The 21,674-nt window shown below is 67.9% G+C and carries 18 protein-coding genes; 11 read left to right on the forward strand and 7 right to left on the reverse strand.

Translation table 11 applies throughout. The features are described 5' to 3' along the window. Positions 1-53 precede the first annotated feature (53 nt). The 7 genes from gatB (at position 54) to IAI54_RS03005 (ending at position 4,845) form a co-directional block, all read left to right on the forward strand. The gene (gene gatB, locus IAI54_RS02975) at positions 54-1,553 is read left to right on the forward strand and encodes an Asp-tRNA(Asn)/Glu-tRNA(Gln) amidotransferase subunit GatB (RefSeq protein ID WP_187970943.1); all 1,500 of its coding nucleotides are present in this window, start codon (positions 54-56) and stop codon (positions 1,551-1,553) included. Further along, a complete protein-coding gene (locus IAI54_RS02980; protein ID WP_187972993.1) occupies positions 1,553-2,044 on the forward strand; it encodes a GNAT family N-acetyltransferase in 492 nt (163 codons plus the stop codon). The genes gatB and IAI54_RS02980 overlap by 1 nt, the downstream gene beginning before the upstream one ends. Continuing rightward, entirely contained in the window at positions 2,037-2,297 is a 261-nt protein-coding gene (locus IAI54_RS02985; protein WP_187970944.1) for a hypothetical protein, read from the forward strand. Before IAI54_RS02980 ends, IAI54_RS02985 begins: the two co-directional genes overlap by 8 nt. Before the next feature lie 307 nt (positions 2,298-2,604). After that, entirely contained in the window at positions 2,605-3,075 is a 471-nt protein-coding gene (locus tag IAI54_RS02990) for a GNAT family N-acetyltransferase (RefSeq protein WP_187970945.1), read from the forward strand. Between the two features lie 102 nt (positions 3,076-3,177). Beyond that, positions 3,178-3,576, forward strand: a complete 399-nt coding sequence (locus IAI54_RS02995; RefSeq protein ID WP_187970946.1) for an NADH:ubiquinone oxidoreductase subunit NDUFA12 — start codon at positions 3,178-3,180, stop codon at positions 3,574-3,576. Between the two features lie 112 nt (positions 3,577-3,688). Beyond that, on the forward strand, positions 3,689-4,135 hold the full coding sequence (locus tag IAI54_RS03000) for a DUF2155 domain-containing protein (protein WP_235679233.1): 447 nt from the start codon (positions 3,689-3,691) through the stop codon (positions 4,133-4,135). A gap of 74 nt (positions 4,136-4,209) precedes the next feature. Continuing rightward, a complete protein-coding gene (locus IAI54_RS03005; RefSeq protein ID WP_187970947.1) occupies positions 4,210-4,845 on the forward strand; it encodes a LysE family translocator in 636 nt (211 codons plus the stop codon). 11 nt (positions 4,846-4,856) lie between these two features. Here the strand turns inward: IAI54_RS03005 and aat are convergent, their stop codons facing one another. The 5 genes from aat to IAI54_RS03030 form a co-directional block, all read right to left on the reverse strand. Beyond that, positions 4,857-5,474, reverse strand: a complete 618-nt coding sequence (gene aat / locus IAI54_RS03010) for a leucyl/phenylalanyl-tRNA--protein transferase (protein WP_187970948.1) — start codon at positions 5,472-5,474, stop codon at positions 4,857-4,859. Between the two features lie 13 nt (positions 5,475-5,487). Then, on the reverse strand, positions 5,488-6,831 hold the full coding sequence (accC, locus tag IAI54_RS03015) for an acetyl-CoA carboxylase biotin carboxylase subunit (RefSeq protein WP_187970949.1): 1,344 nt from the start codon (positions 6,829-6,831) through the stop codon (positions 5,488-5,490). Positions 6,832-6,838: 7 nt separating this feature from the next. Next, positions 6,839-7,300 (reverse strand): acetyl-CoA carboxylase biotin carboxyl carrier protein, encoded by a 462-nt coding sequence (gene accB / locus IAI54_RS03020; protein ID WP_187970950.1) that lies wholly within the window; start codon positions 7,298-7,300, stop codon positions 6,839-6,841. Between the two features lie 199 nt (positions 7,301-7,499). Next, entirely contained in the window at positions 7,500-8,300 is an 801-nt protein-coding gene (locus tag IAI54_RS03025) for a DsbA family protein (protein ID WP_187970951.1), read from the reverse strand. 31 nt (positions 8,301-8,331) lie between these two features. Next, complete coding sequence (locus IAI54_RS03030; protein ID WP_187970952.1) at positions 8,332-9,741, reverse strand: M48 family metalloprotease; 1,410 nt, start codon at positions 9,739-9,741, stop codon at positions 8,332-8,334. A gap of 126 nt (positions 9,742-9,867) precedes the next feature. Between IAI54_RS03030 and IAI54_RS03035 the strand changes: the two genes are divergently transcribed. Then, a complete protein-coding gene (locus IAI54_RS03035) occupies positions 9,868-11,028 on the forward strand; it encodes a pyridoxal phosphate-dependent aminotransferase (RefSeq protein ID WP_187970953.1) in 1,161 nt (386 codons plus the stop codon). Positions 11,029-11,376: 348 nt separating this feature from the next. On the opposite strand, the gene IAI54_RS03040 is transcribed toward IAI54_RS03035, so the two are convergent. Then, a complete protein-coding gene (locus IAI54_RS03040) occupies positions 11,377-14,370 on the reverse strand; it encodes an Rne/Rng family ribonuclease (RefSeq protein WP_187970954.1) in 2,994 nt (997 codons plus the stop codon). Positions 14,371-14,991: 621 nt separating this feature from the next. On the opposite strand from IAI54_RS03040, the gene IAI54_RS03045 reads away from it, so the two are divergent. The 3 genes from IAI54_RS03045 (at position 14,992) to prfB (ending at position 20,141) form a co-directional block, all read left to right on the forward strand. Beyond that, positions 14,992-16,239, forward strand: a complete 1,248-nt coding sequence (locus tag IAI54_RS03045; RefSeq protein ID WP_187970955.1) for an N-acetylmuramoyl-L-alanine amidase — start codon at positions 14,992-14,994, stop codon at positions 16,237-16,239. A 204-nt stretch (positions 16,240-16,443) separates the two neighbouring features. Further along, positions 16,444-18,891, forward strand: a complete 2,448-nt coding sequence (locus tag IAI54_RS03050; RefSeq protein ID WP_187970956.1) for a penicillin-binding protein 1A — start codon at positions 16,444-16,446, stop codon at positions 18,889-18,891. 121 nt (positions 18,892-19,012) lie between these two features. Continuing rightward, positions 19,013-20,141, forward strand: a protein-coding gene (gene prfB / locus IAI54_RS03055) for a peptide chain release factor 2 (protein WP_187970957.1) whose coding sequence is annotated in 2 segments (ribosomal slippage) — positions 19,013-19,078 and positions 19,080-20,141 — 1,128 coding nt in all. Because the reading frame shifts where the segments join, the coding sequence is not laid out codon by codon here. 194 nt (positions 20,142-20,335) lie between these two features. Here prfB and IAI54_RS03060 read toward each other — a convergent pair. Further along, positions 20,336-21,613 carry a M23 family metallopeptidase gene (locus IAI54_RS03060; protein ID WP_187970958.1) on the reverse strand — a complete coding sequence of 426 codons (1,278 nt, stop codon included), beginning with the start codon at positions 21,611-21,613 and terminating at the stop codon, positions 20,336-20,338. Positions 21,614-21,674 lie beyond the last annotated feature (61 nt).

Genomic DNA, 21,674 nt, shown 5'->3' on the forward strand with positions numbered 1-21,674 from the left:
TGGCGATTGTTCTAGCCAACCGGCATATCCGAATGTGAGGTTTCAGGCCTGCCATGAGCATCATCGACACCCGCACGCCCGACCCGAAGCGGCTGATTTCCGGCGCCACCGGCGACTGGGAGGTGATCGTGGGACTGGAGGTCCATGCCCAGGTGAGCTCGAATTCGAAGCTGTTCTCGGGGGCCGCGACCGATTTCGGCTCGGCGCCGAACGACAACGTCAGCCTGGTCGACGCGGCGATGCCCGGCATGCTGCCGGTGATCAACGAGGAATGCGTGAAGCAGGCGATCCGCACCGGTCTGGGGCTGAAGGCGCAGATCAACCTGAAGTCGGTCTTCGACCGCAAGAACTACTTCTATCCCGATCTGCCGCAGGGCTACCAGATCTCGCAGTTCAAGCAGCCGATCGTCGGCGAGGGCAAGGTGATCGTCTCCGTCGGTCCCGACCGGCAGGGCCAGTTCGAGGACATCGAGGTGGGTATCGAACGGCTTCATCTGGAGCAGGACGCCGGCAAGTCGATGCACGACCAGCACCCGACCATGTCCTACGTGGATCTCAACCGGTCCGGCGTGGCGCTGATGGAGATCGTGTCGAAGCCCGACATCCGCTCGGCCGACGAGGCGAAGGCCTATGTCACCAAGCTGCGCACCATCATGCGCTATCTCGGCACCTGCGACGGCAACATGGACGAGGGTTCGCTGCGCGCCGACGTCAACGTCTCCGTGCGCAAACCGGGAGGCGAATTCGGCACGCGCTGCGAGATCAAGAACGTCAACTCGATCCGCTTCATCGGCCAGGCGATCGAGGCGGAGGCGCAGCGCCAGATCGCCATCCTCGAAGACGGCGGCAGGATCGACCAGGAAACCCGGCTCTTCGATCCCGTGAAGGGCGAGACGCGCTCGATGCGCTCCAAGGAAGAGGCGCACGACTACCGCTACTTCCCCGATCCGGACCTGCTGCCGCTCGAGTTCGACCAGGCCTATGTCGACGCGCTGGCGTCTGCGCTGCCGGAACTGCCCGACCAGAAGAAGGAGCGCTTCGTTTCGGTCATGGGCCTGTCGGCCTACGACGCGTCGGTGCTGGTGGCCGAGAAGGCCGTCGCCGATTTCTTCGAAAAGGTGGCCGAGGGCCGCGATGGCAAGACGGCGGCGAACTGGGTCATCAACGACCTGCTGGGCGCCTTGAACAAGTCCGGCAAGACCATTGAAGAGACTCCGGTTTCCGCCGCCCAGCTCGGCGCCATCATCGACCTGATCAAGGACGGCACCATCTCCGGAAAGATCGCCAAGGACCTGTTCGAGATCGTCTGGACCGAGGGCGGCGACCCGCGCGACCTCGTCGAGAGCCGCGGTCTGAAGCAGGTCACCGACACCGGCGCCATCGAGAAGGCGGTCGACGCAGTGATCGCGGCCAATCCCGACAAGGTGGAGCAGGCCCGCGCCAAGCCCACCATGGCCGGCTGGTTCGTCGGCCAGGTGATGAAGTCCACCGGCGGCAAGGCCAATCCGCAGGCGGTCAACGACCTGGTGAAGGCCAAGCTCGGGATCGAATGATGTTCATCCGCACCGCCGGCCCCAACGACCTGCCGGCGATCCGGACGCTTCTGGTGGAGACATGGCACGCCACCTATGACGGCCTCTACGGCGTGGCGAAGGTGACGGAGATCACCAATGACTGGCACTCGCTGCGCGTGCTGAAGGCGCAGCTGGACCAGCCGGACGCCGAGTTCGTGGTGGCCGACGACGGCGTGGCGATCGCCGGGATGGCCTTCGCCTGCGCAGCGGACGAGGGCAAGACCGTGACGCTGTCGCAGCTCTACGTCCGGCCGGATCGCCAGGGGCAGGGGATCGGCGGGATGCTGCTCGACGAGATCATCGACAGTTTTCCGGATGCCGAGCGAATCCGGCTCGAGGTCGAGCCGGCCAACGCCCGCGCCATCGCCTTCTATCGCGCGCAGGGCTTCGTCGAGATCGGCCGCACGGAGAATTGCGGGCGCGGACAGTCCGGCATCCCCGCGCTGATCCTGGAGCGCGTGTTTGGCTAATCGGCGGCCGCGCGCGACCGGCGCGCCGAACTGCCGCTGCCGGCCCCGCATCTCGCGCCAGAAGATGACGATTCCCGCGCCGGCGACGAGGACGATGCCGATCCACGAGATCGCGTGCGGCGAGCTGGTTCGTGAGCGGGCTTGCAGCCTCAATCAGGTTGAGTCTTTCAAGGAAACATCAAACCGGCTTCTGGTTCTAACCGGCGCGCGATTTTGGGACGCCGATCCGGTGTCCAACTTGCGCGCCGATTGACATTATGGTCTCCGCCCTTCGGGCATCGGTCGCTCGCGCACGGCCCGCTTCCGTTCATCCTTGAGGTCATGTGAAACCATTCCTCCGGGCAGGCGGAGGGGCGCCGAGGCAGGGATCTACGCGCTGTTCCGGCGGTCGGGCCGCACGCGTCCGGCTGGGGGCGGTGAAGCGGCGAGGTCTGGCGGCTCGTGCCGCCGCGCCGAGACCGCCCGCTGCCGGGATCATCGCATCGGCGCAGATCCCGCATCTCGAAATGCGAACGGCGCGGCGCTAGAAGTCGCCGGTACGAACACCGGAGACGCCCGAAATGAAACCCGATACGACCGATCTCGTCATCCGGGAGGCCGAGCGCACGGACGTGCCCGCCATCGTCGCGCTGTTTGCGGCGGACGGTGTCGGCGGCCATGGCGACAGCGCCGATCCGGCGGCGCTGCCGGACTATTTCGCCGCCTTCGACCGGATCGCGGCGAGCCCCGCCGACCGGCTGTTCGTGGCCGAACGCGACGGGGCGGTGGTCGGCACCTTCCAGACGACGCTGACGCCGATGATGACGGGCCGCGGCCGGCTGGTGATGACGGTCGAGGGCGTCCAGACGCGGGCCGACCGGCGGGGGCTCGGCATCGGGGCGGCGATGATGCGGCATGCGGTGGCGCTGGCCCGGGAGACCGGCGCGGGGCTCGTCCAGCTTTCCTCCAACGCCCGCCGCACCGAAGCGCATCGCTTCTACGAACGGCTGGGATTCGAGAAGAGCCACGTGGCGTTCAAGATGAAGCTCTGACGGAGCCGCGGCCGGTATCGGCAAGCCCAGGCGCGACGCCGCGCCCCTTGCTTTCGCCGGCTTCGGGCGCCATAAGGCGGGCATGTCCGCGCGAGGTTTTCGATGCTGAAATTCCTGACCCAGATGTTCACCTGGTGGAACGGCCAGACGCTGAACACGCGCTTCCACACCTGGCGCAACGGCACCTTCGTCGGCGCCGACGAGCAGGGCAACCGGTACTACACCGGCGGGGTCGATTCGGAAGGACGGCAGCGCCGCTGGGTGATCTATAACGGCCTGTCGGAAGCCACGCGCGTGCCGCCCGGCTGGCATGGCTGGCTGCATCACCGCGTCGACGTCGCGCCGGTCCAGGAGAACTACACGCCCCGCGAATGGCAGAAGCCGCACGAGCCGAACCATACCGGCTCCTGGAAGGCCTACCGTCCCAAGGGTTCCGTGCTGCGTCCGGGCGACCGTCCGGCCGTCACCGGCGACTACGACGCCTGGACGCCGGGCAACTGATCGTCGGCAAGAGCAATCGAATCGCCATAATTCGCGGCTACCCGTCTGCTGGCGCGGGCAGGCCGGGACGGTCGCGGTCGAAGCGAAGGGCAGAGGGTTCGGTCGAAGACAGATGATAGCCAAGGCATCCACACGCGCGGCCCGGTCGCTTTTCTGCGCGGTCGGTCTCACCCTCCTGGCTCACGCCGCCGCGGCGCAGGAGACGCAGCCGACGGAGCGCATCAAGAATCCGGTCGCCGAGTTCACCGGCATCGACAAGGTCACCGGCCGAATCATCACCTTCGACGTCTATATCGACGAGACGGTGCAGTTCGGCGCCCTGCAGGTGACGCCGCGCATCTGCCTGTCGAGCCCGGACACCGAGGAGGCCAAGACCGACTCCTTCGTCGAGGTCGACGAGATCACGCTCGACCGCAAGATCCGGCGCATCTTCACCGGCTGGATGTTCGCCGAGAGCCCGGGCCTCAACGCCGTCGAGCATTCGGTGTACGACGTCTGGCTGAAGGCCTGCAAGCAGAGTTCCGACGTCCCGCCGCCGGCGACCGCCAAGGCGGAATGACCGAGCGACGGCTGGCGCGGCGCGCCGCGACCGGCTAGGGAAGGCGGCGGCCCGGCACGGGTCGGGGAGCAAACATGCCCGCCATCGAGATCCTTCTGACGTTCGCCGTCACCACGGCGCTCTTTGCCTTCATTCCCGGTCCGGCGATGATGTATGCGGCGGCGCGCACGCTGGCCGGCGGCCGGTCGGCCGGCCTGATGGCGAGCCTCGGCATCCACATCGGCTGCTATGCCCATGTGGTGGCCGCGGCCGCCGGGCTGTCGGTGCTGTTCCATGCGGTGCCTGCGCTCTATCTGGCCGTGAAGCTCGCCGGTGCCGCCTATCTGGTCTGGCTCGGCATCTCCCTCTTTCGCGGCAGCGGCGGATCGTCGGCCGGCCTGCCACACGATCTGCCGCGCAAATCGGGCCGGCGCGCCTTCGCCGAAAGCGTCGTGGTGGAGGTGCTGAACCCGAAGACGGCGATCTTCTTCCTGGCCTTCCTGCCGCAATTCGTCGATCCGGCGGCGACGCTGCCTGTCTGGACCCAGTTGCTGATCCTCGGAACGGTGGTCAATTTGACCTTCTCGCTGGCCGACATCGTCTGCGTGCTGATCGCGGGCCGGCTGGTGGAGGCGATGCGCCACTCGTCGCGCGCACAGCGGATGGCGCAGCGGCTCGGCGGCGGCGTGCTGGTCGGGCTCGGCGTGCAGATGGCGCTGCAGCGGGGCTGAACGCCTGGCGGTCAGGGGTAGAAGACGGCCTTGCCCGAAATGCCCTCGGCGAGCATTTTTTCGTATTTTCGCCGCGGCACGTCGACGGCGCCGAAGCGCTTCAGGTGCTCGGTGGTGAACTGCGTGTCGAGGAGGATGAAACCGCGGTCCCGCAGACGCTCCACCAGGGCCACGAGGCAGACCTTCGAGGCATCGGTCTCCAGCGAGAACATGCTCTCGCCGAAGAAGGTGCGCCCGAGCGTCACCCCGTAGAGGCCGCCGACGAGCCGGCCGTCGCGTCGCGCCTCGACCGTGTGGCAGTGGCCGCGCTCAAACAGGATGCCGTAGGCCTCGCGGATCGGCCCGTTGATCCAGGTCGACGGGCGAACCTCGCGCGACTGCGCGCAGCCGTCGATGACGGCCGAGAAATCGCGGTCGACATCGATCGAGAAGACCTGCCGCCGGATCGTCTTCGCCAGGCTCTTCGGCACGTGGAAGGCGTCGAGCGGGATGATGCCGCGCGTCTCTGGACGGACCCAGAACACCTCCGGATCGTCGGCATTCTCGGCCATCGGGAAGACGCCCGAGGCATAGGCCTTGAGCAAAAGGTCCGGCGGGATGCGGTGGCCGGGCGCGAAGGGACGTTCCATCGCCGGCCCCGGCTCAGTCCTTGGCCGCGAGGTACTTTTCCAGCCAGTGGATGTCGTAGTCGCCATTGGCGATGTCGCCATTGCCGACGAGGTCACGGAACAGCGGCAGCGTCGTCTTGATGCCGTCGACCACGAATTCGTCGAGCGCGCGACGCAGGCGCATCATGCATTCGACGCGGTTGCGGCCGTGCACGATGAGCTTGCCGATCAGGCTGTCGTAGTAGGGCGGGATGCGGTAGCCGGAATAGACGCCGGAATCGACCCGGATGCCGAGGCCGCCGGGCGTATGGAAATGGGTGATGGTGCCCGGCGAAGGCGTGAAGGTGCGCGGGTCTTCCGCGTTGATGCGGCACTCGATGGCGTGCCCCTGGAAGCGGACCTCGTCCTGGCGCACCGACAGGCCGCCGCCGGAGGCGACGCGGATCTGCTCGTGGACGAGATCGATGCCGGTGATCGCTTCCGTCACCGGGTGCTCGACCTGCAGGCGGGTGTTCATCTCGATGAAGTAGAACTCGCCGTCCTCGTAGAGGAACTCGATGGTGCCGGCGCCCGAATAGCCGAGATCGGCGATGGCGTTGGCGCAGATCGCGCCGATGCGCGCGCGCTCCTCGGCGTTGAGGGCGGGCGAGTTCGCCTCCTCCCAGACCTTCTGGTGGCGCCGCTGCAGAGAACAGTCGCGCTCGCCGAGGTGGATGGCGCCGCCGCGGCCGTCGCCGACGATCTGGACCTCGATGTGGCGCGGCTTCTCGAGATATTTCTCGATGTAGACGGCGTCGTCGCCGAAGGCGGCGCCGGCCTCCGTGCGCGCCGTGGCGAGCGCGATCTCGAGATCGGCCTCGCTGCGCGCGACCTTCATGCCGCGTCCGCCGCCGCCGGCCGACGCCTTGATGATGACGGGATAGCCGATCTCGCCGGCGATGCGCCGGGCCTCCTTCTCCTCGGTCACCGCGCCGTCGGAGCCGGGGACGACCGGGATGCCGAGGCGCTTGGCAGTGCGCTTGGCCTCGATCTTGTCGCCCATGATGCGGATGTGGTCGCCGGAGGGGCCGATGAAGGTGATGTTGTGGGCCGCCAGGATGTCGGCGAAGCGGGCGTTCTCCGACAGGAAGCCGTAGCCGGGATGGATCGCGTCGGCGCCGGTGATCTCGCAGGCCGCGACGATCTGGTGGATGTTGAGATAGCTGTCGCGCGAGGGCGGCGGGCCGATGCAGACGCTCTCGTCGGCGAGGCGCACATGCATGGCGTCCGCGTCGGCCGTGGAGTGGACGGCCACCGTCTGGATGCCGAGTTCCTTGGCCGCGCGCAGGACCCTGAGCGCGATTTCGCCCCGGTTGGCGATGAGGATCTTCTGGAACATGCCGCGGCTACTCGATCACGACGAGAGGCTCGCCGAACTCGACCGGCTGCGCATCCTCGAACAGGATCTGCGTGACCGTGCCGGCGCGCGGGGAGGGGATCTGGTTCATCGTCTTCATGGCTTCGATGATCAGCAGCGTCTGCCCCTCGCGCACCTTCTGGCCGACCTCGATGAAGGCGGGCGAGCCGGGGGAGGGAGAGGCATAGGCGGTGCCAACCATCGGCGAGGGGACGATCTTGTCGGACGGCGGGGCCGAGGGCTTGGCGGCTTCGACCGGCGCCGGGCGGTCGTAGACGGCTGCGGGGGCTGCGATCGGAGCGGCCACGGCCTGGACCATCGTCGCCTGACGCGACACCTTGATGCGCAGATCGCCCTGCTCGACCTCGATCTCCGAGAGGTTGGTATCGTTGAGGATGCCCGCCAGGTCGCGAATGAGCTTCTGGTCTATGCCGGGGGTCTTGGTCGCCATTGGGCCTGTGTTCCTTCGCAATTCCGCTCATGCGCGCGGGGCGGCGGTCCGCTGCCCCCGATCCGCCGGCCTGCCGATCGTGGCGCAATCGCGCCCGCCGGGCGCCGCACCTCTATAGTCGGGATGATGCGCGCGTGAAAGAGCGCAAACGCGTTCTTTCCCCGTGCGCGGTGCGGGTTCCGCCGGCTTCTTCCCCGTATCAGCAGGTGGCCTTGCCGCACTGACCGAGGTTGGCGATCTTCTGCTCCAGCACGTCGCGGCCGAGCGCGCCGAAGACCACCTCTTCGCCGACGACGTAGGACGGCGTGCCGGTGATGCCGAGCCGGTTGGCGATCTCGTAGGTGCGGTTGAAGACGTCGGCGATCTTCGGATCCTTCATCTCCTGCCGCAGCGCCGCCTCGTCGGCCCCCAGCGACAGCGCCACCTTGATCGCGCTCTCCTCGGTCGCGCGGCCGGCCGCGCTCATCAGCTTGACGTGGAACTCGCCGTATTTCTCGGGCATGAGATGCTGGAAGGCCTGGCCGACGACATGGGCGCGCTGCGAATCCGGGCCGAGGATCGGGAACTCCTTCAGCACGAAACGGACGTCCGGATTGGCTTTCGTCATGTCCAGCATGTCGCCGAGCGCGCGCTTGCAGTAGCCGCAATTGTAGTCGAAGAACTCGACCAGCGTGTACTTGGCATCGGGATTGCCGTAGACGCCGTCATGCCCGGAGTTGAAGATGTCGTCGGCGGCGTCGCGGATCGTCTCCAGCTGGGCCGCCTGCTGCTGGTCGCGCTGCCTGGCTTCGAGCGCGTCCTGCACCTCGAGCATGATCTCTGGATTGGCGATCAGGTATTCGCGCACGATCGATTCGATCTCGGCACGGGTGAACCCGGCCGTCTTTTCGCCCGCGGACTCGGCGGCGATGGTGCCTGCCGGCCCGACCAGGGTCCCCGAAACGAGCACGCCCGCGAGCAGGGCGAGGCGGGAGGCGCGCAGACCGAACGATTTCTTCATGACCGGATTTTCCCGCATTGGACGAGGCCCCTCACTTCTTCTTCCGGGGCTTGCTCGTGTTGATGATGTCCTGGGCGCGAACCCAGCTCGGCGAACCGGGCTTGAACTTCTGCTGCGCCCGCATGGCGAAGATGCTCGCATCCTGGAAGGCGCCCGCATAGTAGGAGGCCTCGGCCGTCGCCAGCTCCGCCTCCGCGATCTCGCCAAGGATGCCGTAGGCCTGCGCCAGATAGCGGTAGGCCGCGGCATTCTCGCGATCGCGGTCGAGCGCGCCGCGGATGTCCTTCACGGCCTGCCGCGCCGAATCCCGGTCGCCGACCGCCAGCAGGGCCTGGCCGCGCTGGATCTGGATGATCGCCGACTTCGCCGGATCGAGCGCCAGCGCCTGGCCATAGGCCTTCGCCGCTTCGGCCGGCTTGTTGGCGCGGATCAGCGCCTCGCCGCGGATCTCGTGGAAGAAGGGGTTCTTCGGGTTCTCGCGAATCAGGGCGTCGATCTTGGCGATGGCGTTGGCCGGGCTGCCGCGCAGATGCGTGTTGATGGCGTCCGCATAGCGCGCGGGCAGCCCCAGCGGATCATTGCGGAACAGCCGGGACGTGGCGGCCGGACCTTCCATGTAGGCGGCGATCTTGGCGCGCATCAGGTCGTGGCGCAGCTGCAGCGCGGCCGGATCCTGCTTGTCGAAATAGCGGCTCTGGCGCGCCAGCGTCTCCAGGTTGGAGATGCGCTCGCGCGGCATCGGATGGCTGATCTGGTAGGGGTCGATGCGGGCGCCCGACAGCGACAGCGCGCTCTGGAAGCGCTGGAAGGTCTTCAGCATGCCGGCGGCCGACTGGCCCGTCTTGTCCAGATAGGTCAGCGCCGAGCGGTCGGCGGCGATCTCCTCCGCCCGCTGGTAGCCGAGCAGCGTGCGCCGCGCGACCTCGCTGCCGCCGGCCGCGATGCCGGTGCCGCCCTGCGCCAGCTCGCCATTGCCCGACAGCGCCCCGCCGACGGCCGCGCCGACGCCGAGCAGGGTGGCGACCAGTGCCATGGTCTGCGCGCGCTCGAGCTGCTGGCGCAGCTTTTCCTGATGGCGTCCGGCGATATGCCCGGCCTCGTGGGCGATGACGCCGATGATTTCGCCGGGCGTCTCGGCCGTCATCAGCGCGCCCGTGTTGATGAACATGCGCCGCCCGACGACGAAGGCGTTGAAGCCACGGTCGTTGACCAGGATGATGTCGACACCGGCCTTCTGCAGCCCGGCCGCGGCGAGGATCGGCCGCGCATAGTCGCGCACCAGCGCCTCGATCTCCGCGTCGCGCACGATGGGCAGGCGCTGCTGCTGGGCAGCCGCGGGATGGACTGCGGCAAAGAACAGCTGGACGGCCGCCAGCGGAGCCACGAGACGGCGCAGGACGCTGCGAAACGTCGTCGACCGGGAGGAGGGGGAATGGATCATGGCGGGGATCACAGGTAGACGAGCCTCACACGGATGAAAAGCCAGGTGAAGCGGCTTCCTCGTTTTGTGATCCCGGAGCAATCGGGCGATTATACGGCGAGTTCGACGCAAGGCACGGGAGACGGGATGAATACGGGCATGTCGAGACGCAGCGCCATCGAGCCCTTCCACGCGATGGACGTGCTGGCGGAAGCCAACCGGCTGCGTGCGCAAGGGGCGCCGATCATCTCGATGGCCGTCGGCCAGCCCTCCGATCCGGCACCGCGTGCCGTACGCGAGGCGGCCGCCCGCGCTGCGGCCGACGGGCGCATCGGCTACACGGATTCGCTCGGCCTGCCCGCCCTGCGGGAGGCGATCGCGGCGCACTACGCCGATCACTACGGCGTGACCGTCGATCCGTCGCGCGTCGTCGCCACGACCGGCTCCTCGGCCGCCTTCAACCTCGCATTCCTCGCCATGTTCGACGCCGGCGAGCGCGTCGCCATCACGGCGCCCGGCTATCCGGCCTACCGCAACATCCTCAAGGTGCTCGGCCTCGATGCGGTCGAGATCGATCTCGCGGGCGCCGGCTGGCTGACGGCCGGGCGTCTCGAGGAAGCGCATGCGCGGTCCCCGTTCCAGGGCCTGCTCTTCGCCAGCCCCGCCAACCCGACCGGCTCTATCACCCCGGACGACGAGATCGGCCGCATCCTCGCGACCTGTGCGCGGCTGGGCATCAAGGTGATCTCCGACGAGATCTACCATCGGCTGGCTTACGACCGGCCGGACCGGACCGCGCTGTCGATCGATCCGGACGTCGTGGTGATCAACTCGTTCTCGAAATACTACTGCATGACCGGATGGCGCATCGGCTGGATGGTGCTGCCGCAGGCGCTGCTGCGTCCCGTCGAGCGCATCCAGCAGAGCCTCTATATCTCGGCACCGGAGATTTCCCAGATCGCCGCGATTCCGGCCTTCGCCGCCACGGCGGAGCTGGAGGCCGTGAAGGCGCGCTACGCACAGAGCCGCGCCATGCTGATGGAGCGCCTGCCGCGGCTCGGTCTCACCCTGGCGTCGCCGATGGACGGCGGTTTCTACGCCTATTGCGACGTCTCGCGCTTCACCAACGACAGCATGGACTTCGCCCGACGGATGATCGCGCAGGCCCATGTCGCGGCGACGCCCGGCATCGACTTCGACACCGTCAACGGCCATCGCACCATGCGCTTCTCCTACGCCGGCGCCCCGGCCGACATGGCCACGGCGATGGACAGGCTGGAAGCCTGGCTGCCGGCGGAGCGGACGTGAGCCCGGGACGGGCGAGGCTCCGCAGCACCTGATACCAGCGGTCTTTCCGATTGACCCTCGGCGCCGCCCCTCATCCGCCTGCCGGCACCTTCTCCCCGCAAGCGGGGAGAAGGGGTCACGGCCGCGACATCGGCACCAGGTAGGCGACCTTTGCGACTGGCGAAGCCGTCAGGCGGATGAGGGGCGGCGCGAAGGTCGAAGGTAAAGGCCAGTAGTATGACATCGCCCTCGGCGGACGGTGCCGCCACGGCGCGCTCCGCCGAGGGGCTGCCGGAAAGATAAAAGGGGCCGCCGTCGGCAGCCCCTTCGCTGTGCGGCGAGAGCGCCGCGCAGGATTTCAAGCGCGCGTCAGAAGAAGCTCTTGCGCTGCCACCAGCCGGCCTTGCGCGGCTTCTCCTCGCCTTCCGCGGGTGTCGCGGTCGACGTGACCACCGGTTCGGTGGCGAGCGGCGCCGACGGCTTGCGCCGGGAGGCGCGGGACGGTTCGGCCGCGTCGTCGGCGACGGCCGGTTCCGGAGCCGCCACGGGGGCTTCGGCGGACGTCATCGGCGCAGCAGCCGGTTCGGCCGGCGTTTCGGCGGCCGGGGCCGCTTCGGTCTCCGCCGCCGCGGCGGCTGACGCCTGCGCTGCCTCTTCTGCGGCCCGGGCCGCCGCCTCGGCTTCGGCGAGCGCCTTCTTGGAGGGCCGACGGGCGCGCTTCTTCGGCGCCGGCTTGTCCTCCGACTCCGGTGCCGGCTCGGCTACCGGTTCCGCGGCTGCTTCGGTGGCGATCGGTTCGGCCACCGGCACTTCCGCCGTCACGACCACCGGCGCTTCGGCCGTTTCCACTGCAGGCGCTTCGGCAGGAGCCTCGGCGGCCTGGACGTCGTCGCCATCGTCGTCGGAGCCCTCGGCGCCCGCTTCGATCTCGCTGCCATCCGCATCGCGACGGTTCTTGCGACCGCCGCGCTTGCCACGCCGGCGCTTCTTGCCGCCGTCGGCGTCGGTGCCGGGCTCATCGGCCATCTCGACGGCTTCCGACTCGCTCCCGTCCTGCTCCGGCTCATCCGTGTCGGCGTTCGTCGCGGCGTCCGCGGCCACCTGCGTGCCGGTTTCCTGGCCGTCGCGGTCGCGTCCGCCGCGCCGCCGCCGGCGCTTGCGCTTGCGCCGTCCCTGGCCGTCTTCGGACGTGCTCTCGCGCGGTTCCCGCTGCTCGCGGGGTTCCCGCCGCTCGGGCTGCGCGGCGACGACCTCCTCTTCCTCGTCCTCGACCTCCGGCACGATCGCCGCGTCGAGGATCTCGTCCTCGGCGGTGTCGGCATAGGAAGGCATGGCCGGAATGGCGACCGGATTCTCGACCACCGCGCCGCGCATGATCGCGTAGTGCTGGATGCCGACGCTCTCGTCGGCCTCGATGGTGATCGACAGGCCGAAGCGGGTCTCGAGATCGATGATGTTGGCGCGCTTGTGGTTGAGCACGTAGAGCGCCGTCGCCACCGGGGTGCGCACCGTGATGTGGTGGCGGTTGTCCTTGAGCAGGTGCTCCTCGATCGCCCGCACGACGTGCAGGGCCACCGACGAATCCGACCGGACGTGGCCGGTGCCGCCGCAGTGCGGGCAGGGCTTCATCGTCGATTCGAGCACGCTGGCGCGGATGCGCTGGCGCGACATTTCGAGCAGGCCGAAATGCGAGATGCGACCGACCTGGATGCGCGCCCGGTCGTTCTTCAGGCAATCCTTCATCTTCTTCTCGACGGCGCGGTTGTTGCGCTTTTCTTCCATGTCGATGAAGTCGATGACGATCAGTCCGGCGAGGTCGCGCAGGCGCAGCTGGCGGGCCACTTCCTCGGCGGCCTCCAGATTGGTCTGCAGGGCGGTGTCCTCGATCGAATGCTCCCGCGTCGAGCGGCCGGAGTTGACGTCGATGGAAACCAGCGCCTCGGTCTGGTTGATGATGATGTAGCCGCCGGACTTCAGCGTGACCTGCGGCTGCAGCATGCGGTCGAGCTGCGCCTCGATGCCGTTGCGCGCAAAGATCGGCACCACGTCGCGGTAGGGCTGGACCACCTTGGCATGGCTGGGCATCAGCATGCGCATGAAGTCCTTGGCCTCGCGGTAGCCGTCGTCGCCGGCGACGAGGATTTCGTCGATGTCCTTGTTGTAGAGATCGCGCACCGAGCGCTTGATCAGGCTTCCTTCCTCGTAGACGAGGGCAGGGGCCGTCGACTGCAGCGTCAGCGTGCGGACGTTCTCCCACAGCCGCATCAGATATTCGTAGTCGCGCTTGATCTCGGGCTTGGTGCGGTTGGCGCCGGCCGTGCGCAGGATCACGCCCATGCCCTGCGGCACCTCGAGTTCCTTGACGACGTCCTTCAGCCGCTTGCGGTCCTGCAGGCTGGTGATCTTGCGCGAGATGCCGCCGCCGCGCGCCGTGTTGGGCATCAGGACGGAATAGCGGCCGGCGAGCGACAGGTAGGTGGTGAGCGCAGCGCCCTTGTTGCCGCGCTCCTCCTTCACGACCTGGACGAGCAGGATCTGCCGGCGCTTGATGACTTCCTGGATCTTGTACTGCTTGCGGAACACCTTGCGACGGTTCGGCAGTTCCTCCATCGCATCCTCGGCGCCGACCGACTCGACCTCCTCGTCGGCTTCCTCGATGGAGCGCGGGCCGCCATTGTCGTCGCCGTCGTCGCTGCCGAAGTCGCGCGACCGCTCCGCATGGCCGTCGGCATCCTCCGACACGACGTCGGCCGATATCGCCGCAGCCATCGCCGGACCGCCGCGCCCGCCATCGTCCGCGCCGCCGTCGTCCTCGTCGGACGGCGCGTCCTGCCGGTCCTCGGCGGAGATTTCGTCGCTCTCCGATTCCGGATCGCCGTTCTCGAAGCTGCCGACCGACTCGACGCCTTCGTCCGCTTCCGGTTCAGGTTCGGAACCAGCCTCGGCGGCATCGCCCGATGCGGCTGCTTCGTCGTCGCGGCGGTTGCGACCGCGGCCGCGGCCGTTGCGGCGGCGCTTCTGCTTGCCGCGCTCGCTGCGCTCTTCCGGATCCTCGTCCTCGTCCTCCTCCTCCGCGGCTTCCGCCTCGGCCCTGAGCAGCGCCTGACGGTCGGCCACCGGGATCTGGTAGTAGTCGGGATGGATCTCGCTGAAGGCCAGGAAGCCGTGGCGGTTGCCGCCATACTCCACGAAGGCCGCCTGGAGCGACGGCTCGACCCGCGTCACGCGGGCGAGATAGATGTTGCCTTTGAGCTGCTTCTTGTCCTGGGACTCGAAGTCGAATTCCTCGATACGGTTACCGCGTGTGACGACGACCCGCGTTTCCTCCGGGTGGGAGGCATCGATAAGCATTTTGTTGGGCATAAGTACCTGTCTCCCCGGCAGCCCCCATCACCGGCGGCCGCGTCGCTGCGCACCGCCTGGTAATTCTCGGAGGGATCGTGCCGGATAATCTGTGGTCCGCCGACTGCCGTGACCGGAACGCCGGAAGAGACCCGTCCGCAGCCACGCAGGCGCGGTTCTGATCGGGGTTTGTCTTCAGGGCGCCCAAGGTCATCGCATTTCCAGGCGAAACGTTTTCAACCAAGGCCCGGCGCGCCGGACCAGCTCTTTGCTCCTACAGAGCCGGCGCGGAAGACGACTTCCGGCCGTTTTCATCACTCAAGGTATCCGGGAAAATCGCGAACGCCTTGACGAAAACCTTCTGGTTCACTACCCGCCGTCGACCAGCCGTCGCCATCGGCGAGAACTCCCGGCGAAAGCCGGAAGGCCGATCGGGAGGCGGTCCCGAGCATTGAAGTAACCCAGCGACGCTTTTATGATTTGGGCGCGACGATGGCAACCCCCGTTTCCGATGCCGGCAAAGGGGGCTCCGGCAACCGCCGCGCGACAACATTCGGTTAACCACGCGCGGATACGATCCGTTAACGAGACGCCTGTCCGGAGGGCCGGACGCGAGCAAACAGGGTGACGGGACAGGAACCTATGCAACGATCGCAGGATCAGGGCCGGCGACTGCTGCGTTCGGGATTCGCATGGTTTGCGGCGTTTCTGGCGCTCCTGATCGGTCAGGTGACGGCGGTGGCGGCGCCGGAAGCCGGGGAGGGTGCGCTGCGGGCGCATGCCTATCGCATGGCCGGGGACGCGGTGCGCATGCGCGTCGTGGTGGAGTTCGACCGCGAGCCCGACATGAAGTGGTTCCTGCTGCGCGGCCCGCACCGGCTGATCGTCGATCTGCCGGCGACGACCTTCGCCTTCGAGCCGGACCAGCTCGATCCGCGCGGTCTCGTGGCCGGGGTTCGCTACGGCAATCTCGGCACCGGGTCCTCGCGAATCATATTGACGGGGAAGGGGCCGTTCACGGTCGAGAACCTGTCGCTGCTGCAGAACGAGAACTCGCCCGGCCACCGCATGGTGATCGACATCGTCGCCGATTCGGAAGCGGCGTTCGAGCGCGCGCTGGCCGATCAGGCGGCCACGACGGCCTCGACCGTCACGACCGACAAGAGCGACCGGGTGGGAGTACGGCCACCGGTCGAGAAACCGTTCACGATCGTGGTCGATCCCGGCCATGGCGGCATCGACGGGGGAGCCAAGTCCGTCAGCGGCACGGCGGAGAAGGATCTGACGCTCTCCTTCTCGCGCGAGCTCGTCGAGCGCCTGAAGTCGCGCGGCAACCTCAACGTCTTCATGACGCGCGACGACGACGTGTTCCTGCGGCTCGACGACCGGGTACGGATCGCCCGCCAGCACGAGGCCGACCTGTTCGTGTCGATCCATGCCGACACGATCAGCCTGCCCGGCATCCGCGGCGCCACCGTCTACACCATTTCCGAGAAGGCCTCCGACGAGGTCGCCCGTGCGGCGGCCGAGCGGGAGAACCTCTCCGACTCCGTGGCCGGCATCGAGATCGCCGAGGAGAACCAGCAGGTCGCCGACATCCTCTTCGACCTCGTGCGGCGCGAGACGCACGGGTTTTCCGTGGCCTTCGCCCGCTCGCTGGTCGACGAACTCGGGCGGGCGATCGAACTGATCAACAATCCGCAGCGATCGGCCGGTTTCCGGGTGCTGCGCGCGCCCGACGTGCCGTCCGTGCTCGTCGAGCTCGGCTACCTGTCCAACGCCAAGGATGCCGCCCAGCTGCAGGATCCCGCATGGCGGGAGAAGGCGGTGACCAGCATGACGGCGGCCATCGAGGCGTTCGCAGCGGTCCGCACCGGCGCCGGCGGCTGAAACGGCCCGAGGGGATTGACGGTCGTGGCCTTTTGGCAACATGGCTGTCCGCCCGGGCGCACCGGGTTGGACGAACGGTTTTCCTGCCGCATTTTGCCCACATGAGGGAGGCAATGAGCGGTCGGTGAGACGGAGGGCGGCTTCTGCCGGCGGAGGCGCTTCCGGAAGACTGCCGGACTTCGGGTTGTCCGGATTGGAGCGGGTATGATTCGACTGATTGGATATTTCTTCGGCGTTGCCATCATGCTCGGTCTGGTGGTGGCCGGAGGCATCGCCCTCTACATCAGCCAGTTGACCAACGACCTGCCGGACTACGAGGTCCTCGCCCGCTATGAGCCGGCCGTGACGAGCCGTGTCCACGCCTCGGACGGCGAGCTGATGGCCGAATTCGCCAAGGAACGGCGGCTGTTCCTGCCGATCCAGGCCATCCCGGACCGTGTGAAGGCGGCGTTTCTGTCTGCCGAGGACAAGAATTTCTACACCCATCCGGGCATCGACCTGACGGGCCTCGCCCGAGCCATCGTCACCAACCTGCAGAACGTCGGCAGCGGTCGCCGGCCGGTCGGCGCATCGACGATCACCCAGCAGGTCGCCAAGAACTTCCTGCTGACGGCCGATCAGACCTACGATCGCAAGATCCGCGAGATGATCCTCGCCTTCCGCATCGAGCAGGCCTACTCGAAGGACCGCATCCTCGAACTCTACCTGAACGAGATCTTCTTCGGGCTCGGCTCCTACGGCATCGCCGGCGCGGCTCTCGCCTATTTCGACAAGTCGGTCAACGAGCTGACCATCGCCGAGGCGGCCTACCTCGCGGCACTGCCGAAGGGCCCGTCGAACTACCATCCCTTCCGTCACACCGAGCGCGCCATCGAGCGCCGCAACTGGGTGATCGACCAGATGGTGGAGAACGGCTACGTCGATCCCGCCGAAGGCGCCAAGGCCAAGGAGACCGGCCTCAACGTCAATCCGCGCCGCCGCGGCAGCAACCTGTTCGCGGGCGAGTACTTCACCGAGGAAGTGCGCCGCGAGATCATCCAGCGCTACGGCGAGGACGCGCTCTATGCCGGCGGCCTCTCGATCCGGACCACCCTCGATCCGAAGCTGCAGATGATGGCGCGCACCGCGCTGCAGCACGGCCTGATCCGCTTCGACACGCTGCGCGGCTTCCGCGGCCCGGTGAAGAACATCTCCACGGGCGGGGACTGGGGTGTGGCGCTGGCCGAGGTTCCGGCGCTGTCCGACGTCCCGGAATGGACGCTCGCGGTGGTGCTGGAGGTCGGCGCCAAGGGCCTGGAGCTCGGGCTGCAGCCGCAGCGCGAGGTGTCGGGCCAACTCGAGGCCGAACGCCGGACGATCTCGCTGTCGGCTGCCGAGATGGGCTGGGCCATGCGACACGTCGTCGACGGCAAGCTGGTGAAGGCGAAGTCGCCCGCCGACGTCCTCAAGGTCGGCGACGTCGTCTACGTCGAGAAGACCGCGGACGACGGCTGGACCCTTCGCCAGGTTCCCAAGGTCGGCGGCGGCATGGTGGCGATGGATCCCCACACCGGCCGCGTGCTGGCGATGGTCGGCGGCTTCTCCTTCGCCGCCTCCGAGTTCAACCGGGCGACCCAGGCGATGCGCCAGCCGGGCTCCTCGTTCAAGCCGATCCTCTACGCCGCGGCGCTCGACAACGGCTACACGCCGGCCTCCGTGGTGCTGGACGGGCCCATCACCATCACGATCGGCAACGAGGTCTGGTCGCCCAAGAACTACGGCGGCCAGGCCGCCGGCCCCTCGACGCTGCGGGCGGGCATCGAGCGCTCGCGAAACCTGATGACCGTGCGGCTGGCCAACGACATGGGCATGCCGCTGGTGGCCGAATACGCCGAGCGCTTCGGCGTCTACGATCGCATGCCGCCGCACATCGCCATGTCGCTCGGCTCGGGCGAGACGACGGTCATGCGCATGGTCTCGGCCTATTCGGTTTTCGCCAACGGCGGCAAATCGATCAAGCCGTCGCTCATCGACCGCATCCAGGATCGCTACGGCAAGACCGTCTACAAGCACGACGACCGCGGCTGCGAGGGCTGCAACGCGGCGGAATGGCGCGGCCAGGGCGAGCCCGAGCTGATCGACACCGCCGAGCAGGTGCTCGACCCGATGACGGCCTACCAGATCACCTCGATGATGCAGGGCGTGGTGCAGCGCGGCACGGCGACCACCATCGCCGAACTCGGTCGGCCGATCGCCGGCAAGACCGGAACCACCAACGACGAGAAGGACGCCTGGTTCATCGGCTTCACGCCCGACATCGTGGTCGGCGTCTATCTCGGCTACGACCAGCCGTCGCCGATGGGCAAGGGTTCGACGGGCGGCGGCCTGGCGGCTCCGATCTTCAAGGAGTTCATGGCCGAGGCGCTCAAGGACATGCGACCGGTCGACTTCCAGATCCCCCAGGGCATGAAGCTGATTCCGATCAACCGCCAGACCGGCATGCAGGCCTCCGAAGGCGAGCCGGGCGTGATCATGGAAGCCTTCAAGCCCGGCACCGGCCCCGCGGATTCCTACTCGATCATCGGCGGCGAGTTCGGCACCTCCGTGGAGGGCGCCGCCATCTCGCCCTCGGCGAGCCGCGCGATCTCGACCGGGGGCGGCGGTCTCTACTGAGGCGCGGCACTTCCGCGCGACGATCCTCTTCGCGTCGTCTTTACAGCGGCGGACCACGGAAATATGGTCCGCCGCGATTCATCACCCACCCGATCAAGTCAGGAAGAGCAGGCGAACTGCCATGCGCGCGGAAACCCAGAACCTCGTCAGCGAGATCCAGCAGGGCATAGGCCTGCTGAGGAGGCATCTTTGACTGGGATCAGGCCCACAAGAGACTGGACTACCTGAACATGCTCGCCGAGGACGGCGAGCTCTGGAACGATCCCCAGAAGGCACAGGACCTGATGCGCGAGCGTCAGTCGCTCGAGGACCAGATCTCGGCGATCCGGCGGCTCTCCGCCCAGCTCGACGACGGCATCGGCCTGATCGAGCTCGGCGAGGAGGAGGGCGACCAGGCGGTCGTCGGCGAGGCCGAGGCCTCGATCCGCGAGCTTCGCGCGGAGATCGCCGCGCGCCAGATCGAGACGCTGCTGTCGGGCGAGGCCGACAAGAACGACACCTATCTCGAAGTGCATGCCGGCGCCGGCGGCACCGAGAGCCAGGACTGGGCCAACATGCTCTTGCGCATGTACACGCGCTGGGCCGAGCGGCGGAAGTTCAAGGTCGAAGTGCTCGAGATGCATGATGGCGAGGAGGCGGGCATCAAGTCGGCCACCCTGCTCATCAGGGGCCACAACGCCTATGGCTGGCTGAAGACCGAATCGGGCGTGCACCGTCTGGTGCGCATCTCGCCTTTCGACAGCAATGCGCGGCGGCATACCTCGTTCTCGAGCATCTGGGTCTACCCGGTCATCGACGACACCATCGAGATCGAGGTCTCCGAATCGGACGTGCGCATCGACACCTATCGTGCGTCCGGCTCGGGCGGGCAGCACATCAACACGACCGACTCGGCGGTGCGCATCACCCATCTGGCAACCGGCATCGCCGTGTCGTGCCAGCAGGAGCGGTCGCAGCACAAGAACAAGGCCAAGGCCTGGGAGATGCTGCGCTCGCGCCTGTACGAGGTGGAACTGCAGAAGCGCGAGGAGGCGGCCAACGCCACCGAGGCGTCGAAATCCGACATCGGCTGGGGCCACCAGATCCGGTCCTACGTGCTGCAGCCCTACCAGCTCGTGAAGGACCTGCGCACCGGCATGGAGAGCACGAACCCGCAGGGCGTGCTGGACGGCGACCTGGACGCCTTCATGGAGGCCTCGCTGTCACAGCGCATCGAGGGCGGCGCGACCCCCGTGCAGGACATCGACTGACGTCGGCCGCACCGGGTCGCGCCCCTGTTCGGGTCCGGACTCAGGGACAGTCCGGAAACCCGGGGCGCATCGGTCCGGCGGGTCCCGATCCGTCGTCGGTTCGAAGATGTCCGGAGCATCCGCTTCGTTCGGCAGCTTTCGGGCGGCGCAGAATCCCTTGCCGGCCTTCCGCCGCCGGGTTCCCGGACCGTCTCTCAGAGCAGATCCTTGATGGCCTTGCCGGCGCTGATGTAACGCACCGGGTTCGTGGCCTTGCCGTTGCGCCGCACTTCGTAGTGCAGGTGCGGGCCGGTCGAGCGGCCGGAGCTTCCGGCGAGGCCGACGACGGCTCCTGCCGCGACGGTATCGCCCTCGGATACCTCGACCCGGCTCAGATGCGCGTAGCGGGTGGTCAGGCCGTTGCCGTGGTCGATTTCGACCATCCGGCCGTAGCCGCCGTTCCAGCCCGCCTTGACGACCGTGCCCGAGCCGCTGGCGAGCACGGGAATGCCGACGGACGCGCGAAAGTCGATGCCGGCATGGAAGGCGGGCCGGCCGATCAGCGGGTCCCGGCGGACGCCGAAGCCGCTGGTCACGCTCTGGCCGGGCGCCGGATTGGCGATCGGCAGCCGGACGGCCGCCTGGCGGATGCCGTCGAGCTTGGTCAGCGCGTCGTCCAGCTCCTCGACCTCGGTCTCGAAAGGATCGTCTGCGCCGACCGGCACGAGCGGCCCGCCGACGTCGCCGGTGCCGTAGTCCGGATCGACGGGCAGGCCGGCGTCCTTGAGCGCGGCGACGATCGCGTCGGCGGTCTTGTAGGCGTTTTCCTTGACGGCCCGGACCTTCTGGAACTGCAGCGTCTCGATGGCGTGCAGGGAGCGGTTGATCTTCACGAACAGCAGGTCGGCGCGATCGGCCGCCGACAGGCGCCGCGGGTCGACGGCCGGCCCGGTGCCGGCGGCGAGACTGGACAGGGCCGATGCCGCCGCGCTGGCGGTGGCGCCAGGTGCGAAGGCGTTCTCGAGGGGCAGCTCGGCGCGGATCTCCGGCTTGTCGAGCGGCACGGGGCCGCGCGCCGGAAGCGCGTCCTCGCCCGCGGCCTTCTCGAGCAGGGGCAGGATCATCCCGTTGCGCGCGGAGAGTTCCTCCTGGCGGTCGATCAGCTCGGCGACCTTGCTCTCGACCAGCTGCTGGTCGAGCATCTGCCGGCTGGTGATGCGGTCGACCTGGGCGCGCAGTGCCGAGATGCGGTCCTCATAGGCCTGCTGCAGGCGGGCCTGGCGCGCGACCGTGGCGCCGATCAGGTCGTCACGCAGGACGAGATAGCTGGTGGCGAGCAGGTAGCCGACCGCACAGGCAGCGACGGCGGACCCGGCGAGCGCCGTCATCCAGGGGCGGACGGTGAAATGGCGGATCTCCTCGCCGCGGGCGATGATGAAGGTGTGCGGTTCCTTGCGTTTGCCGAAGACGGCGGATGAACGGCTCTTTGACACAGGGCACTGCTTTCCGTAGCACGATCGTCGATGCCAGGAGATTACACTCCATTAGGGTTAA

The organism is Aquibium microcysteis (assembly GCF_014495845.1).
Taxonomy (GTDB): Bacteria; Pseudomonadota; Alphaproteobacteria; order Rhizobiales; family Rhizobiaceae; genus Aquibium; species Aquibium microcysteis.

What these genes read in the sequence shown, in the direction of transcription:
- gatB (WP_187970943.1), top strand. Translation starts at nt 54, where the DNA reads ATGAGCATCATCGACACCCGCACGCCCGACCCGAAGCGGCTGATTTCC.
- IAI54_RS02980 (WP_187972993.1), top strand. Translation starts at nt 1,553, where the DNA reads ATGTTCATCCGCACCGCCGGCCCCAACGACCTGCCGGCGATCCGGACG.
- IAI54_RS02990 (WP_187970945.1), top strand. Translation starts at nt 2,605, where the DNA reads ATGAAACCCGATACGACCGATCTCGTCATCCGGGAGGCCGAGCGCACG.
- IAI54_RS02995 (WP_187970946.1), top strand. Translation starts at nt 3,178, where the DNA reads ATGCTGAAATTCCTGACCCAGATGTTCACCTGGTGGAACGGCCAGACG.
- IAI54_RS03000 (WP_235679233.1), top strand. Translation starts at nt 3,689, where the DNA reads ATGATAGCCAAGGCATCCACACGCGCGGCCCGGTCGCTTTTCTGCGCG.
- IAI54_RS03005 (WP_187970947.1), top strand. Translation starts at nt 4,210, where the DNA reads ATGCCCGCCATCGAGATCCTTCTGACGTTCGCCGTCACCACGGCGCTC.
- aat (WP_187970948.1), bottom strand. Translation starts at nt 5,474, where the DNA reads ATGGAACGTCCCTTCGCGCCCGGCCACCGCATCCCGCCGGACCTTTTG.
- accC (WP_187970949.1), bottom strand. Translation starts at nt 6,831, where the DNA reads ATGTTCCAGAAGATCCTCATCGCCAACCGGGGCGAAATCGCGCTCAGG.
- accB (WP_187970950.1), bottom strand. Translation starts at nt 7,300, where the DNA reads ATGGCGACCAAGACCCCCGGCATAGACCAGAAGCTCATTCGCGACCTG.
- IAI54_RS03025 (WP_187970951.1), bottom strand. Translation starts at nt 8,300, where the DNA reads ATGAAGAAATCGTTCGGTCTGCGCGCCTCCCGCCTCGCCCTGCTCGCG.
- IAI54_RS03030 (WP_187970952.1), bottom strand. Translation starts at nt 9,741, where the DNA reads ATGATCCATTCCCCCTCCTCCCGGTCGACGACGTTTCGCAGCGTCCTG.
- IAI54_RS03035 (WP_187970953.1), top strand. Translation starts at nt 9,868, where the DNA reads ATGAATACGGGCATGTCGAGACGCAGCGCCATCGAGCCCTTCCACGCG.
- IAI54_RS03040 (WP_187970954.1), bottom strand. Translation starts at nt 14,370, where the DNA reads ATGCCCAACAAAATGCTTATCGATGCCTCCCACCCGGAGGAAACGCGG.
- IAI54_RS03045 (WP_187970955.1), top strand. Translation starts at nt 14,992, where the DNA reads ATGCAACGATCGCAGGATCAGGGCCGGCGACTGCTGCGTTCGGGATTC.
- IAI54_RS03050 (WP_187970956.1), top strand. Translation starts at nt 16,444, where the DNA reads ATGATTCGACTGATTGGATATTTCTTCGGCGTTGCCATCATGCTCGGT.